The organism is Pedococcus cremeus (genome assembly GCF_900111375.1).
In the GTDB taxonomy this organism is placed as follows: domain Bacteria; phylum Actinomycetota; class Actinomycetes; order Actinomycetales; family Dermatophilaceae; genus Pedococcus_A; species Pedococcus_A cremeus.
Window position 1 is genome coordinate 13,980 of sequence record NZ_FOHB01000004.1, and the last position, 14,465, is coordinate 28,444.

Consider the following 14,465-nt stretch of genomic DNA (forward strand, 5'->3'; position numbering starts at 1 on the left):
GTCAGCGATGAGCGTGCTCCTTCAGCTCCGTGGCCTAGTTCCCTCGGCCGAACGGCTGTCTGCTCCCCTGCTGGTTGTGCCCGCTTGCCCCGACATGCTTCCGGTGGCCAACGCGTCAACCGCGTTCCCAGAGTAGACCGCGGAGGCCGTTCGCGACAGCATCTCCGCCCTTTGCCGGATCCCCTCAGCAGGCCACCGGCGCAGGCTCGTCCCGTGTCGCAGATGAAGCACACCGACGACGACGGCGACCTGAGCGTGTTCATCAGCGGAGACCTCGTGCTCTTCGCCTGCAGCAAGGGCCATGCCTGGACGGCCCCGCTCTCGATCGAGCCCGGCGCCGGACCCACCCGTCACCTCGACACGGATGTCGAGGAGACCCAGGACGAGCTCGAGGAGCTCTCCGTCGAGCACGAGCGGTACGCCGAGCTGGTCCGCCGCTTCGGACCCGGCGTCCCGCGTGCGCTGGGCTTCCACTGACAACCGCACCGCGGCATACGTCGGCACTGCCCGCTGCAAGCGGCACCAAACGGCCCGACGGCTGTGGAAACGAAGCCGTAGATACCGAAAATTGACCTTGTCTCCGTCATTTGCACGACGTTCGACGGATGGGGCGAGCGCAGCCTTGTGGTGCAACAACAGGGGGGCGCCATGGAAAAGGCAGCGATGTACATCCGTGCGGTCCTGACCGGGATCCTGTTCCTGATCACGACCTACTGGCTGCTCGAGGTGGCAGGCCAGATCTCGACCGTCCCGAGATGGGACGCACAAGGGCACGTGCTCGACACGTACCAGCGGGCGAAGGACGTCCTGCTGGTGGTGCTGCCGCTGCTCACCACCACGCTGGGGTACTGGTTCGGGGCGGCCGGCCGCGAGAACGCAGAGGCCAAGGCGGTCCAGGCCATGAGCGAGGCCAGGAGGACCCAGCAGAAGCTGGAGGGGGTGCTGGGCAGCAGCCGCGATGAGGACCTGCTCAGCAAGGCGCAGGTGCTCTACCCGGACGCCTTCGGGCTGCCCCGCCAGCCGAACCCGCCGCACCGGTCCGACGTGCGGCGCACGCCTGAGGGCGCCGCCGCCGGAGCTTCCCCGTGACCACGCGGCTGAAGCACACGGACGACGACGGCGACCTCAGCATCTTCGTCAGCGGCGACGAGGTGCTGTTCGCCTGCAACCACGGACACGCCTGGACGGCCCAGGTGTCCGTGCACCTGCACACGTGCCGGCACGACCACGCAGAGGAGGACTCCCCCGTCGACGGGCCCGGACCACCCACCCATGGAGTGGCCTGACGGCGGGGGCGGGGTGCCCGCCGGGCTCTACGCGGCGTTGTCCGCGCGCGGCTCGGCGGGCGCTTCCGTGCTGGCGAGCTGGGTGTATGCCGCCCCGCGCACCGCGTCGTCGCTCTCCAGGCCGGCGCCGAGGGCGCCACCGACCGTCGCGAGGCTGGCCGTGACGAGGGCGACCCGGAGGTACTCGGGGAACCCGAGCGCGTGGCCGGTCAGCGCGGCATACACGTCGGCGTCGACGAGGACCAGCGCGCCCAGCACCGAGATGACGAACAGCGCTGCGAACAGGGTCACGACGCCGATGACGACCGTGGCGAGGGTGGCCGCGTTGAACAGCGCGACCTGGCGGCGCTCGCGCCGGGCGCGGGGCCGCTCCCAGAGCTGCGCGCCGATGACAAGGGTGCCTGCGACCGCCGCGACCGACAGCACGGCGAGCACGGCCAGCTGGGTGGGGCCGTAGCCCTCGGAGAGCAGCCAGAGGTCGGAGGAGACGAGGGTCAGCAGGCCGGTGGCCGCGGCGATGCTGAGCGACTTGGTGAGCCCGGCGGCCAGCCGCCACGGCCGGTTCGCGCGCACCATGCCGAGCAGCAGGCGGAGGTTGCCGCCGAGCACGCGAGCGGTGAACTGGAGTCCGTCGTCCTCGCCGGTGTCGGACGACAGCTGGTCGAGGCGCTGCCGCACCACACCGGGGTCGTCGTCCTCGTCGAGGTCGAGCAGCGAGGCGACCAGGTCGACCACGAGCGCAGGCACGCGCGAGCGGGTGCGGGCGCCCCCGAGGGCCGGTACCGACACGAGCCCGACGCCGTGCACCGGGCTGGCCTGGGTGACGAGCACCCGTCGGCCGGCCTTCAGGGGCAGGTCGGTGAGCGCGACGACGAGGTCCCACTCGCGCTCGAGCATGACGTCGCGCGCCGCCTCCAGCAGGTCGAGCCCGTCGGCGGGTGGTCGCACGAGGGCGTCGTCGACGAGCTCGACGCGCCAGTGGCCGGGCATCCGGTCGCCGAGCAGGCTCGACAGCTGCTGCGCTAGCGCGGTGCGGAGACCCTCGGTGACGTGCGGTGAGAGGGCGACGCCGAGCACGACCTCGCGCGACGCGGGAGCAGGGTCGGCGTGGCCCGGGGAAGCCGCGCCGGCCCTGCTGCCGTGGTGGCTGGTCAGGTCGAGCTCGTCACGGGTCACGCGGTCAGCGTCGCACAGCCGTGTTGCCGTACTGCCGGGCGCACCGGCTGCCGCTGATGTCGCCGGACACGACGACGTAGTCGGAGCGGGGGCGGATGATCGCGGTGACGGTCTTGGTGATGGCCGACATGCAGCTGTCGGAGACCGAGCGGCTGGCCTTGGCGCCGCCGACCCAGAGGTCGAGCCAGTTCTGGGCGCCGGTGGGGCCCTTCGGGAAGCCGGTCCAGCAGGCGCTGAGCTGCGGCTTGGGTCCGTCGCCGCACGTGTCCTCGACGATGAAGTAGCGGCGCAGGTTGGGGATGTAGAAGCGGGTGCCGGGCTTGAACAACGGGGTGTCGACTCCCCTGCTGATGCTGTGGCCGACGGCGACCGTGATCGGGTCGCTGTAGGTGCCGGTGCCGCCGGCGCGGGTGTGCTTGGTCGGGTACCACGTGCGGGGGTAGGCGATGGTGGCGCTGCCGGCCGGGGTGTTGTCCCAGTAGGAGTAACCGGTGACGTAGGAGCGGTAGCGGTACTCGGCGGCCTCGGCGTTCGGGGCGGTCACGACGGTGGCCAGGGCGAGGAGGAGGGTGACGAAGGCGCTCAGGGTCAGGCGCTGGGGGAAGCGGAGGGTCATGCGGGCACTGCCTTTCACGGGCGGGGCGCGCTGGGGACTGCTCCGGGTCATCGAAGGCTGGAGGTGCGCGCCCGACGCGCGTGAGAGTAATGGGCCGTTTGGCCCTGCCCGTGCGGTTCGCGAGGTGTGGCGCGATTCGGTGCCATTTCGTTGCACTGGTGGCGGTGTGCGTTACCTCCACCGGCACAACGCTTGACCTTCGGCGGCGCAAGTGTCGCCCTCGGGGCCGCCATCGGTGGTGTCGGCGGTGGAAGGCGGAGCCTTCCTCAGTCCGGAAGCTCGCTCGGCAGCACCACAGCGTCCACCAGCGCGCCGTTGCGGATGACGGTGACCTCCATCCGCTGACCGATCGCGTCGGTGAACAGGCGCTTCTGCAACGACTGCGCATCGCCGAGCGGCGCGCCGTCGATCGCGAGGACGAGGTCACCCGCGTGGAGGCCACTCTGGGCGGCCGGGCTCTTCTCGACGACCTCGACGACTCGCAGGGCACCACGCTGCCCGTAGCGCTCAGCCTGGGTGGGGGTCAGCCGTGCAGGAGTCGTCACCAGACCGAGGTACGCGCGCCGCACCCGCCCGTCATGCATCAGGGCGTAGATGATCCGGTGGGTCGTGGCATTGATGGGCACCGCCATGCCGAGGCCTATTCCGGCGACGGCCGTGTTGATCCCGACGACACGACCCCTGCTGTCGGCCAACGCACCACCGGAGCTGCCCGGGTTGAGGGCAGCGTCGGTCTGGATGACGTCCTCGATCAGGCGCGCCGCCGTGCGGGTCCGGACCGGCATGCTGCGGCCCAGGGCGCTGACCACGCCTGCCGTCACCGTGCCGGAGAGGCCCAGCGGGTTGCCGACGGCAACCACGAGTGAGCCGACGAGGAGCGAACCTGCGTCGCCGTAGTCGGGCGGGGTCGGCAGCTCGTGGTCGGCGACGATGACGGCGATGTCCGACAGTGGGTCACGGCCCACGACGTGGAAGCGGGTGAGCGTTCCGTCGGCGAACTCTGCCGTTCCTTCGCCGGCATCACCGACGACATGAGCATTGGTGACCATGTGGGAGTCGTTGGTGAGGACCACGGCCGACCCGGCCGACTCTCCGCGCAACGACCGGATCCGCAGCGCGGCGACCTTCGGCGTCAGCTGCGCCGCAACGGTGGTGACAACGGCTGAGTAGGCGTCCAGCGCGCCCGACTCCGCCGTCGGGTCAGTGCTCATGGCTGTGACAACGAGCGCTGCGCATGAAGGGATTCCGGGTTTCACCGAGGGCGAAACGCGCGGAGGCTGCCGTGGCGCCGAGGACGACCGGCGGGGTGCCTCAGACGGCGGTGTACCCGCCGTCGGCCACGAGGATCGAGCCGGTGATGAAGGATGCCGCGTCGCTGGCGAGGAAGACGACGCTCGGCGCGATCTCCTCCGGCAGCGCGAACCGCTGCTGCGGGCAGTCCTCGATCCAGTGGCGCTGGAACTCCGGGCGGTCCACCGGCGCCATGTCGGTCTTCACGTAGCCGGGCGCGACGGCGTTGACGCGGATGCCGTGGGGCGCCCACTCGACGGCCAGCGACTTGGTGAGGTGGTGCACCGCCGCCTTCGAGGCGTTGTAGGCGGGCTGCCACTGCGGGCGGTTGACGATGATGCCGGACATGCTGCCGACGTTGACGATCGAGCCCCCGCCGTTGTCGCGCATGACGGCTCCCACGGCGCGCGACATCTTCCACAGGGCGCGGACGTTGAGGTCGAACACGTCGTCCCACTGCTCGTCGGTCACCTCGAACGCCGGGGCGTGGTGGCAGACGCCGGCGTTGTTGACGAGGACGTCGATGCGGCCGCCGAGGGCTGACGCGGCCCCTTCGACGAGGGCCGTCACCTGGCCGTCGTCGGTGAGGTCGGCGGTGAAGGCGACGTAGTCATGCCCCGCTTCCCTGGCCTCGTTGGCAACGGCCCGGTTGGCGTCCTCGCGCCGGCCGCAGATCGCGACCCGGGCTCCTGCGTCGGCGAGGGCGCGGGCGAACGCCTTGCCCAGCCCCTGGTTGCCGCCGGTGACGAGGGCCGTCCTGCCCTCGAGGCTGAAGGGAGAGCTCATGCTCGGACCCTGCCACGCAAAGGCTCCGCTGTCCTGCGTTCGCTGGTCTCCCCGGCGTGGCCTCAGCGAGACGTTGGCCTCAGCGCGGGACGGACGCCATCGCCCGCTGGGTCTCGCGGTCGGCCGGCAGGAAGGTCTCGAGGTGCAGCTCGTCCAGCGTCGCGTCGGTGGCGGTCTCGAGCCGGGCGCTGACGCTGAAGAACCGCAGCAGCCCGTCCTCGTGCTCCAGCTCCAGGGCGAGCACCGGACCGGTCGGCCGTGGCCCGCGCGCGGCGCCCGGGACGTATGCCGCGGCCCCCCGCGCCAGCGCGACCAGCGCCGGGTCGTGGGTCAGGTCCGCCCGGGCCTGCACCTGGTGCACCAGGTGGGCGGCCCACTGCGACAGGTTGCGGATCCTCGGCGCGAGACCGCCCGGGTGCAGGCTGACTCGGATCGCGTTGACGGGCGGCTCCAGCAGCGCCGGCTCGCACCCCGCGAGCAGCAGGTCCGTGGCCGCGTTGGCGTCGACGACGTCCCAGTGCCGGTCGAGCAGGAGCGCCGGGTTCGGCAGGTGCGCGTCGAGCAGGTGGCGCAGGCCGTCGAGGACCACCCCGAGGTCGGCGTGGTCCAGGCCGCGGCCCCCGTGGCGGGGCGCGTAGCCCCCGGCGAGGAGCAGCTCGTCGCGCGAGCGCAGCGGGACCTCGAGCGAGTCGGCGATGCGGTCGATCATCTCGGCCGTCGGTCGCGAGCGCCCCGTCTCGACGTAGCTGAGGTGCCGGGTGCTCACCTGGGCCCTGGTCGACAGCTCCAGCTGGCTCAGGCGGCGGCGCTCGCGCCAGGTCCGCAGCAGGGCGCCCACCTCGGGCCGGGTCTGCACCGTCGTCGTCACGGGCGCCAGTCTCGCAGCCCACCTGCAGCCCGGCCATGACCTCCGAGGTCATCGACGCGCCTGCCCGCGGGACGGGAGCCTCTCGGTGCCGGCGGTTCCGCCGGAAGCAGCCCGATGAAGGAGAAGCCATGCAGGACAATGCCATCCGCGACACCACGCACAGCGAGACCGCCCCGCACAGCGCGGCTGTCCTCGCGGCATACCTCGCGACGTGGAACGCGGCAGACCCGCGCGAGCTGCGCGCCCTGCTCGAGGCGCACTGGAGCGCGGACGTGACCTACACCGACCCGCTCGCCGAGGTCGGCGGCCACGACGGGCTCACCGCCCTGGTCGCCGCCGTGCACGGGCAGTTCCCCGGGTTCGTGTTCACCGTGGTCGGGGAGCCCGACGGCCACCACCGCCAGGTCCGGCTCCAGTGGGGCCTGGGGCCGGAAGGGGGCGAGCCGGTCGTCATCGGCTCCGACGTGGTCGTGCTCGACGCCGAGGGCAAGGTGGTGGACGTCCGCGGCTTCCTCGACGTCGTGCCCGAGGTCGCGGCGTGAGCGCGGCGACCCCCCGGCCGGCGTATGGCGTGGGCTACCTGCGTGACGTCCAGCCCGTGCCGCAGGTCCTCGAGTACATCGAGCGGATCGAGGCGACGATGGAGCCGTACGGCGGCCAGTGGCTCGTGCACGGGACGGAGCTGGTCCCCCTCGAGGGAGAGTGGACGGGCGCGCTGGTCGTCATCCGGTTCCCCTCGATGCAGGCCGCTCGCGTGGTGGGACTCGCCCGCGTACCGCGCCATCGCTGCACTGCGGACCGAGCACTCCAACTCCATGGTCTGCCTCGTCGAGGGGGTGCCCGACGGCTACCGCGCCACGTCGACCGCGGACGCGCTGCGTCTGGTGTTCGCTGCGCAGGTCGCGGAGGCTGCGCCGGCCGGGTGAGGGCCGGGCCGACCGGCGGGTGGGCGCGGGACTCAGCGGGCGGCTGCGCGGACTCTCTGGCGCACCGTGCGCAGGGCGTCGGCGACCTCGGGACGCACGCGGGCCGGGTCGATGAGCCAGTCGAGCAGCACGTGGTCGTCGGTGGCGACCCCGGTGAGGGTGTCGGCGACCGCCGCGGCGAGGAGGGCGCCGGTCCGGGGCACGGGCACCGCTTCGCCCACGACGTCCTCGGTCCAGCGGTCGGCGAGGTCCAGCAGCTCGTCGTCGACGTGGCCGCGGCGTGCGGCGGTGAGGGCGGCCGCGGCAGCCGGCAGGGCTCCCACGGCCTCGTCCCCGGCTGCCGCCCGGACCTCGGCGACCAGCTCGACCAGGTGCAGCTCCATCAGCCAGGACGGCATGCCGCGCCCGGCGAGCACCCGGCAGAGCCAGGCGACCTGGCGGGTGGCGCGCTCCTCGCCGAGGTGGGCGAGGGAGATGAGCCACGCGGAGTCGGTGCTGGCGAACCGGGACCCGCGCTCGCCGTAGCGGATCCCGTAGTACGGCATGGCGTCGAGCGACCGCTGTGCCGCCCGGACCGCGGCCCGGACCAGCGTGGCGTCGGTCGTGACCTCGTAGGAGCCGGCACCGGGGTTGACCAGGGCGGCGTCGACCGGCTGCCGGTTGGCACGCCGGGCCAGGCCCGCGACCACGTGTCGCTCGCCCTCGGCGACGAGCGCCGCCACGTCCGACCCGTGACCGTGTTCGGGGAGGCGTCCCTCCAGCGCGGCGCGCAGGACCTCGGGGTCTGCCGACCCCGTCGCGACGACGAGCCGCTCGACCCCGACCACCGCCGCGAACAGCGCCGGGTCGTCGAGCCGCCCGGTGACCGCACGGTCGGCGTTGGCGAGCAGGAGCTGTCGCGCCTCGTCGGCGGCCAGGTCGGTCATGGAGGGCATTGTGTCGTGCCTCGCCGCGCCGGACCGCCCCGGGCAACCAGAGGGCTGCGAACGAGGACGGGGCCGGAGGTGGCGACGGTTCAGAGCTGGAGGATCCGCGTGGCCACCTCGTAGGCCGCGGCCACGCCCCTCGGGTCGTGCAGGTCGCCGGGGTCGGCCAGCGTGGCCTCGGTCCGCGCCCGGACTGCGGAGCCGGGATCGTCACCGACGAGGTCGGCACAGAGACCGTCGACGACCGAGCGCGCGTCGTGCTCGTCCAGCCCCTCGAGCGCGAGCCCGTTGTAGAGCAGGACCGCGGCCTCCTCGAACACCTCACGCGCCATGGCGAGGTCGACGTCGGGCCGGGCTCTGGCCACCGCCTCGGCGGTGGCCAGGAACTGGTCGAAAGGCGGCTCGAACGGACCGGACGGCATACGACGAGCGTCTCAGCACGTTCCCGACCCCGGCAATCGCATATAGGGTACCCGTCCGGAACCGACCCGCCGCCCCGCACGGAAGACGGCCTGACAGCGGACCGCTCCTGACCTGGGTCACGGGGCCACACTGGCGACATGACGTCGTGGAACGCACTCCTGCGCGACCAGTTCGAGTGGCACTGGGAACACCAGCTGCGCAACCGCTTGGCCGGGTTGTCGGACGACGAGTACTTCTGGGAGCCGGTCGAGGGCGCCTGGAACGTCCGCCCCCGTGGGACGGCCACGACTGCGATGGCTGCGGGCGGCGGCGACTTCGTCATTGACTGGGTGTTCCCCGAACCGACCCCGGCACCGTTGACCACGATCGCCTGGCGGCTCGGCCACGTGGTCGTCGGCGTCCTCGGGATGCGCAACGCTGCCCACTTCGGTCGGGCCCCGGTCGACTACGCGTCGTTCTCGTATGCCGGCACGGCGGCGGAGGCGCTGGCGCAGCTCGACCGTGAGGTCGCCCTGTGGCTCGAGGGCATCCGGGCGCTCGGCGAAGACGGGCTCGACCGACCGTGCGGACCCGCAGAGGGACCGTTCGCCGAGGCGCCGCTGGCCGCCCTGGTGCTGCACATCAACCGCGAGCTCATCCACCACCTTGCCGAGGTGTCGCTGCTGCGGGACCTCTACGGCCACACCGAAAGCCGTCGCTGAGGGCTGCCGTCAGTCGTCCATCGCCTCGATCCCCAGCTCGGCCAGCTCGGCCATCCGCTCGCGCATGTGCCGGATCAGGTCCGCCGGCGGACGCGTCCAGCCGGTGACCTCCTCGACGACCCGCAAGGGCTCGGTCGTGCGGTAGGACCGGGTCGGGTTGCCGGGGAAGCGCTTGTCGGTGACATTCGGGTCGTCCTCGATCCTGCCGAGTGGCTCGACCCGGTAGACGCGTCCAGGTCCGTCGCCCTGAGCGAGCTCGGCTGCCAGCGGCGCGCCCTCGCGCGTCGCGGTCAGGTAGATGTGGTTGGCCTGACGCCCCGACCCGTAGTTCGAGCGCCAGCCCGGGGTGAGCAGGTCCCCCGGACGCAGGTCGGCCCTGGTGCCGTGGAAGAACGGCCCGGGGTCATCGACCACGCGCGGCGGCGGAGGTGGGTCCCGGAGCATGCTGTCGAGCCGTTCCATGAGCGCCGCGACCCGGTTGCGCCCCTTCGGCGCCCGCGGGTAGCGGCTCAGCACGTCGAGGACGACCGGCGTGGCCCGCTTGGCGGCGGCGGTGACCACGTACTCCGCGACCACCGGGTCATCGCCCCGGGCGAGCTCGGCCGCCCGGGCGGCATGGGCTGCGGACCCGAGGATGTGGCGCACCTGCGTCGCCTTCGCCAGCGGGTGGAGGTATGCCGCCGCGGCGGCGTCTCCTGCAGCGCTCGCCGCGTGCCGGGCGGCTTCGGTCGCAGCCTCCCTGGCAGCGCGGTGGGCGTCGGTGGCCGCAGTCCGTTGGAGGCGTGAACGGGGCGCCCCCTCGGCGAAGACCCGAGCGGCGTGGAGGGCCGCCGCAGGGCGGCAGTCACCGGGGTGGGCCTTCTCGAAGATGACGAGCGCAGGTTCGGCGCACGCCACGGCATACCCCGCCACCGCCCGCAGCTCGTCCGTCGTCAACCCGAAGTCACCCGCCGATGTCCGCATCTCCCCTACAGCTCCCGCTCGTACGCGACCATGACCGGACTGCACGGTTGAAGTCGTGCAACAGCCGCGCCGCCGCAAGTCCGTCTTCGGCAGCATTCCCCATCACCCTCCGGACCACCCTGACAGTGTGCCTTGGCGACGGGCCAGCTCGCGGCCTCGAGTCAGACGAGCAGCAGCGACAAGGCGTGGATGGCGACGCCGGCCAGTGCGCCGACCACCGTGCCGTTGATGCGGATGAACTGCAGGTCACGGCCCGCCGCGAGCTCGAAACGGTCGGCGGTCTCCTTGGGCGACCACAGCTCCACCTTGGTGCGGATCAGGTCGGTGAGCTGGTGGCCGTGACGTTCGGTGGTGGTGACGACGACCTGTTCGAGCTGGCGCTCGAGCATCTCTGCGAGCTCGTCGTCCTCGAGCACCCGGGTGGCGACGGACCGGATGAGCTTGGCGATCTCGTCCTCGGCCGCCGCGTCCGGGCGCGACAGCATCCTGACGACGGCATCGATCCAGGTGCCCACCTGTTCCTGCACCCAGGCCTCGGTGCCCGGGTGGTGCACGAGGTTCCTGATCTCACCGTCGATGCGGCGCGAGGCCGCCGTGTCGTCCTTCAGCAGCTGGGCCACGCGCTCCAGGAGGTCGTTGACGGTGGTCCGCAGGTCGTGGTCCCGGTCTGCGCCCGCTGCGCGCAGGGCCGCGGTCACCTGGGTCAGGATCTTCTCGGCGCGCCTGGTGGTGGACACCAGCGACACCAGGAAGCCGCTGCGCTCGCCGATGGCCTTCAGCTGCTGGGCCAAGGCTGCCTGGTTCTCCTCGATCGCGTCCGCTCCCGCCTTGAGCAGCACGTCCAACAGCGGCTCGTGCGTCCTCGCCACGACCACGTTGTCCATGAGCCGCCCCAGCGCGGCGCTCGTGGAGTGGTTGTCGGTGTAGCTGCGCAGGGCGCCAGTCGTCAGCCGCCCCAGCACGGAGGGGTCGGCAGAGCGCATCGCCGTCGTGAGCATCTCGACGCCACGGTCACTGAGCATCCGGGCGACGTTCTCCTGCGCCACCCATCTCGCCGTCCGCCCGACGACCCCGAGCGAGCGGACGTGGTCGCGCACCGTCTCCGGGGACAGGAAGTTCTCGGTGACGAACTGCCCGAGGCTGGCGGCGAGCTCGTCCTTCTTCCGGGGGATGAGGGCGGTGTGCGGGATCGGCAGCCCGAGCGGGTGCTTGAACAGGGCCGTGACGGCGAACCAGTCCGCCAGTCCGCCCACCATGCCCGCCTCGGCCGCGGCGCGCAGGAACTCGGACGCGGTCGACTGCGGCGCCACGAGGTAGCTCGCGATCCACAGGACACCGACGAGGACGAGCAGCAGGCTCGCCCTCGTCTTCATCCTCCGCAGCCGCTGGCGGTCACGCTGCGAGCCCTCGATCCCCAGCACTCCGGTCAGGGAGGATCGCGCCCGGTGCCGCCCGGGTTCCGACGGAGTCAGGGGTTGCTGCTCCGCTGTCGAACGCGGCGGTGCTTGCGTCGTGGACGGGGACACCCCACCCACCCTAGGCGGCCCTCCCGCCGAACGTCGGCCGTGCTTCGGGCGAGCGGCCCCGGGGCCTCAGGGCACGTCGTGCGAGTGGTCCGCCTCGTCGAGCCTCGTCGCGGCGCCGCGCAGGCTGCGCAGCTCCGCCTCGTAGTACCCGAGCTCGGCGGTGGCGAACGAGCCTGCGGCGTCGAGCGGCATACCGGGTCCTTGGAGGACTTCCGCCGCAGCGATCTCGACCTGGGCCTCCTCGGCCACGGCGAGGAGGTCGGGGTGGTTCGGGTTGGTGGTCATGGACTCATGACCGGGCAGGACCCGGGAATGTGACAGCGGGTCCCGACCACCGTCATGCGGACTCCTTGGCCCAGGCCGCGTACGAGATCGAGCCCAGCTCGGCACCCGCAGCGGGCACGAGGCTGTCGTCGGCGAGCTCGGTCCCGAAGTACGTGGCGTGTTCGTCGACGACCAGGTCACGCGTGTCACCGGACTCCGAGAGCACGGCCGCGATGAACTCGTCCATCCTCACCCTCTCGGGGCCGCCGATCTCCTTGACGCCGTGCAGCGGTGTGGCCACAGCCGCCCTTGCCACGGCCGACGCGACGTCGTCGGACGCCATCGGCTGGTAGTGCACCGGGGCGAGGTGCACCGCGCCGTCGACGGTGGAGGCGTCCGCGATGGCCCTGGTGAACTCGAAGAACTGGGTCGCACGGACGATCGAGTACGGGACGCCCGACTGCCTGATGAGGTCCTCCTGGGCCGCCTTGGCGCGCAGGTAGCCGCTGTCAGGCAGGGTCCCGGTGCCGACGACCGAGAGGGCGACGTGGTGCGCCACGCCGGCCTCCTTCTCGGCCTCGAGGAGGTTGGTGGTGGAGATGGTGAAGAAGCCCATGACGTCGTCGTCCGCGAACGACGGGGAGTTCGACACGTCGACCACGACGTCCGCCCCGACCAGCGCGTCGGCCAGCCCCTCTCCGGTGAGCGTGTTGACCCCGGTCTGCGGCGCCGCGGCCACCGCCTCGTGGCCGTGGGCGTTCAGCTTCTCGACGACCTTGGACCCGATGAGCCCTGTTCCGCCGACTACGACGACCTTCATGAGTTGATCCCTTTCTGGGACTGTCGATGGGAAGGAGGCTCAGGCGCCTCCACCCCACATGACCGGACAGCGCCGCCTCCTGTGACACCACTCGAGGACGAGCGTCACGCGCAGGTGTGGCTAGCCCGCGATCGGGGCGAGCTTGGCGGGTGCCATGACCCAGAGCAGCTGGTCGATACCGGATCCCGAGCTGCTGATGGTGAGCAGCGCCAGGGCCGAGTCGCCGCGCGTGACGAGCACGGACGGCCGCCCGTTGGTCTCCAGCCAGGTGAGGCTCGTGCCGGTCCACCAGTCCGCCCACCCGGCGACGAAGCGGGCCACCTTGTCCCGGCCGACCACGGGCCGGCGGGCCGCCCGGGGTGCAATGCCGGCACCGTCGGAGGTGCTGACCACCTCGGCGGACAGCACCTGCTCCAGGCGCGCCAGGTCGCCGTCGCGAGCAGCCGCGACGAAGGCGTCGAGCAGGGCGCGGTGCTCGGCCGGGTCGACGGGTTCGCTGCGGCTCGACTGCACGTGCTTCTTCGCGCGGCTGACCAGCTGCCGGGCGTTGGGGGCAGTGGTGTCGAGGATCTCCGCGATCTCGTCGTAGGGGTAGCAGAACGCCTCGCGCAGGACGTACGCCGCCCGGTGCTCGGGGCCGAGCTTCTCCATGAGCACCAGCACGGCTGCGTCGAGGGCCTCGGCCGTCTCGGCACCGAGAGTCGGGTCGGCGCTGGTGTCGACGGGCTCGGGCAGCCACGGCCCGACGTACTGCTCCCTCCTGGCGCGCGCGGTGTCGAGGACGTTGAGGGCGAGCCGGGTGGTGACGGTGGTGAGGAAGCCTGCAGGGTTGCCGACGAGCGAACGATCGGTCTGCTGCCAGCGCAGCCATGCTTCCTGCACGATGTCCTCGGCCTCGGCGACACTGCCCAGCATGCGGTAGGCGACCCCGAACAGCCGGGGCCGGGAGTCGTTGAAGACCTCCGCCGCCGCGTCGAGGGTCCGGCCAGGCGCGTCGTCGACCTCGCGTGACGTCATGGCGCTAGATGTCCGCTACCGCTGGGATCACGCGCTCAGCCATCAGCTCCAGCGTGCCGGGCTTGCTGACGTTGGCGAGAGCACCATGTGCGACCTCGATACCCAGGCCGGCGAGCTCGTGCAGGTGCTCGATCGTCTGCTTGACCCGTTCGCCGTTCGGGCCGAGGTCGAACCGCACCTGGGCGGTCTTCTCGATCTGGTCGTAGTCGCGGCCGAGTCGCTCGCAGTGCTCGCGCAGCACCTCGAGCTTGTGAGGCAGCTCGGGCGTGTCGAAGATGTTGCACGCGTCGGCGTACTGGGCGACCAGGCGCAGCGTCTTACGTTCCCCGGCGCCGCCGATGAGGATCGGCGGGTGGGGACGGCTGAGGGACTGCGGCGAGTTCAGCGTCCGGGCGAGGCGGTAGTGCTTGCCCTCGTACGGGCCGTCGTCGTCGCTCCACATCTGCTGGCAGATCTGCAGCGCCTCCTCGAGCCGCTCGAACCGCTCTGCCGTGGAGGGGAAGAACAGGCCCAGCCCGCGGGACTCCTCCTCGTTCCAGGCAGCACCGATGCCCAGCATGGCGCGACCGCCGGAGAGAACGTCGAGCGTGGTGACGGCCTTGGCCAGCAGCCCGGGCTCGCGGTACACGACGGCCGTGACCACGGTGAGCAGCTTGACGCGTTCGGTCTTCGCGGCCAGGTAGCCGAGCGTCGTGTAGGCCTCGAGCATCTCGTGCTCCGGCGGCCCCAGGTGCCCGATCTGCCAGACGTGGTCCATCACGCTGACGCGGTCGTACCCCGCCTGCTCGGCGCGCGCAGCGACGTCACCGAGCTTGTCGCGCAGGCTGTTCGGCCCCCCGTCCCAGGTGAAGTCCGGGATGTGCAGTCCAAGCTTCAT

The 14,465-nt window shown here is 71.9% G+C and carries 18 protein-coding genes and 2 pseudogenes; 6 read left to right on the plus strand and 14 right to left on the minus strand.

The window, feature by feature from the left end; translation table 11 throughout:
- Positions 1 to 213: 213 nt before the first annotated feature.
- From BMW78_RS08470 to BMW78_RS20780, 3 genes are all read left to right on the plus strand, one after another.
- A complete protein-coding gene (locus BMW78_RS08470) occupies positions 214 to 477 on the plus strand; it encodes a hypothetical protein (protein ID WP_091758336.1) in 264 nt (87 codons plus the stop codon).
- A gap of 171 nt (positions 478 to 648) precedes the next feature.
- Positions 649 to 1,089 (plus strand): hypothetical protein, encoded by a 441-nt coding sequence (locus BMW78_RS08475; RefSeq protein ID WP_143056192.1) that lies wholly within the window; start codon positions 649 to 651, stop codon positions 1,087 to 1,089.
- Entirely contained in the window at positions 1,086 to 1,286 is a 201-nt protein-coding gene (locus tag BMW78_RS20780; protein WP_091758341.1) for a hypothetical protein, read from the plus strand. Before BMW78_RS08475 ends, BMW78_RS20780 begins: the two co-directional genes overlap by 4 nt.
- A gap of 27 nt (positions 1,287 to 1,313) precedes the next feature.
- On the opposite strand, the gene BMW78_RS08485 is transcribed toward BMW78_RS20780, so the two are convergent.
- The 5 genes from BMW78_RS08485 to BMW78_RS08505 form a co-directional block, all read right to left on the minus strand.
- On the minus strand, positions 1,314 to 2,462 hold the full coding sequence (locus BMW78_RS08485) for a hypothetical protein (RefSeq protein WP_245735748.1): 1,149 nt from the start codon (positions 2,460 to 2,462) through the stop codon (positions 1,314 to 1,316).
- 4 nt (positions 2,463 to 2,466) lie between these two features.
- Positions 2,467 to 3,078 carry a hypothetical protein gene (locus tag BMW78_RS08490; protein WP_218144287.1) on the minus strand — a complete coding sequence of 204 codons (612 nt, stop codon included), beginning with the start codon at positions 3,076 to 3,078 and terminating at the stop codon, positions 2,467 to 2,469.
- A gap of 266 nt (positions 3,079 to 3,344) precedes the next feature.
- On the minus strand, positions 3,345 to 4,289 hold the full coding sequence (locus tag BMW78_RS08495) for a S1C family serine protease (RefSeq protein ID WP_091758342.1): 945 nt from the start codon (positions 4,287 to 4,289) through the stop codon (positions 3,345 to 3,347).
- A gap of 100 nt (positions 4,290 to 4,389) precedes the next feature.
- Positions 4,390 to 5,154 carry an SDR family NAD(P)-dependent oxidoreductase gene (locus BMW78_RS08500; protein WP_091758344.1) on the minus strand — a complete coding sequence of 255 codons (765 nt, stop codon included), beginning with the start codon at positions 5,152 to 5,154 and terminating at the stop codon, positions 4,390 to 4,392.
- Positions 5,155 to 5,233: 79 nt separating this feature from the next.
- Positions 5,234 to 6,022 carry a helix-turn-helix domain-containing protein gene (locus BMW78_RS08505; protein ID WP_245735749.1) on the minus strand — a complete coding sequence of 263 codons (789 nt, stop codon included), beginning with the start codon at positions 6,020 to 6,022 and terminating at the stop codon, positions 5,234 to 5,236.
- A 128-nt stretch (positions 6,023 to 6,150) separates the two neighbouring features.
- On the opposite strand from BMW78_RS08505, the gene BMW78_RS08510 reads away from it, so the two are divergent.
- Both BMW78_RS08510 and BMW78_RS21390 read left to right on the plus strand, forming a co-directional pair.
- Positions 6,151 to 6,564 (plus strand): nuclear transport factor 2 family protein, encoded by a 414-nt coding sequence (locus BMW78_RS08510; RefSeq protein WP_091758346.1) that lies wholly within the window; start codon positions 6,151 to 6,153, stop codon positions 6,562 to 6,564.
- Positions 6,565 to 6,593: 29 nt separating this feature from the next.
- Positions 6,594 to 6,764: pseudogene (locus BMW78_RS21390) on the plus strand (DUF1330 domain-containing protein); the annotation flags it as partial.
- Between the two features lie 216 nt (positions 6,765 to 6,980).
- On the opposite strand, the gene BMW78_RS08520 reads toward BMW78_RS21390, so the two are convergent.
- Positions 6,981 to 7,874 carry a hypothetical protein gene (locus BMW78_RS08520; RefSeq protein ID WP_091758348.1) on the minus strand — a complete coding sequence of 298 codons (894 nt, stop codon included), beginning with the start codon at positions 7,872 to 7,874 and terminating at the stop codon, positions 6,981 to 6,983.
- Between the two features lie 89 nt (positions 7,875 to 7,963).
- Positions 7,964 to 8,296 carry a hypothetical protein gene (locus BMW78_RS08525; RefSeq protein WP_091758350.1) on the minus strand — a complete coding sequence of 111 codons (333 nt, stop codon included), beginning with the start codon at positions 8,294 to 8,296 and terminating at the stop codon, positions 7,964 to 7,966.
- 138 nt (positions 8,297 to 8,434) lie between these two features.
- Between BMW78_RS08525 and BMW78_RS08530 the strand changes: the two genes are divergently transcribed.
- Complete coding sequence (locus BMW78_RS08530) at positions 8,435 to 8,998, plus strand: DinB family protein (RefSeq protein WP_091758352.1); 564 nt, start codon at positions 8,435 to 8,437, stop codon at positions 8,996 to 8,998.
- Positions 8,999 to 9,007: 9 nt separating this feature from the next.
- Here BMW78_RS08530 and arr read toward each other — a convergent pair whose 3' ends face one another.
- From arr to BMW78_RS08560, 7 genes and pseudogenes are all read right to left on the minus strand, one after another.
- Complete coding sequence (gene arr, locus BMW78_RS21395; RefSeq protein WP_245735783.1) at positions 9,008 to 9,442, minus strand: NAD(+)--rifampin ADP-ribosyltransferase; 435 nt, start codon at positions 9,440 to 9,442, stop codon at positions 9,008 to 9,010.
- Between the two features lie 135 nt (positions 9,443 to 9,577).
- Positions 9,578 to 10,057, minus strand: a pseudogene (locus BMW78_RS21400) (putative immunity protein); the annotation flags it as partial.
- A 65-nt stretch (positions 10,058 to 10,122) separates the two neighbouring features.
- Positions 10,123 to 11,382: a DUF445 domain-containing protein gene (locus BMW78_RS08540; protein ID WP_091758356.1), complete on the minus strand. Its 1,260-nt coding sequence runs from the start codon at positions 11,380 to 11,382 to the stop codon at positions 10,123 to 10,125.
- A 171-nt stretch (positions 11,383 to 11,553) separates the two neighbouring features.
- Positions 11,554 to 11,772, minus strand: a complete 219-nt coding sequence (locus BMW78_RS08545; RefSeq protein WP_091758358.1) for a hypothetical protein — start codon at positions 11,770 to 11,772, stop codon at positions 11,554 to 11,556.
- Between the two features lie 52 nt (positions 11,773 to 11,824).
- Entirely contained in the window at positions 11,825 to 12,571 is a 747-nt protein-coding gene (locus tag BMW78_RS08550; protein WP_091758359.1) for an SDR family oxidoreductase, read from the minus strand.
- 120 nt (positions 12,572 to 12,691) lie between these two features.
- The gene (locus BMW78_RS08555) at positions 12,692 to 13,588 is read right to left on the minus strand and encodes an RNA polymerase sigma-70 factor (RefSeq protein ID WP_091758361.1); all 897 of its coding nucleotides are present in this window, start codon (positions 13,586 to 13,588) and stop codon (positions 12,692 to 12,694) included.
- A gap of 4 nt (positions 13,589 to 13,592) precedes the next feature.
- Positions 13,593 to 14,465 (minus strand): LLM class F420-dependent oxidoreductase, encoded by an 873-nt coding sequence (locus BMW78_RS08560; protein ID WP_091758363.1) that lies wholly within the window; start codon positions 14,463 to 14,465, stop codon positions 13,593 to 13,595.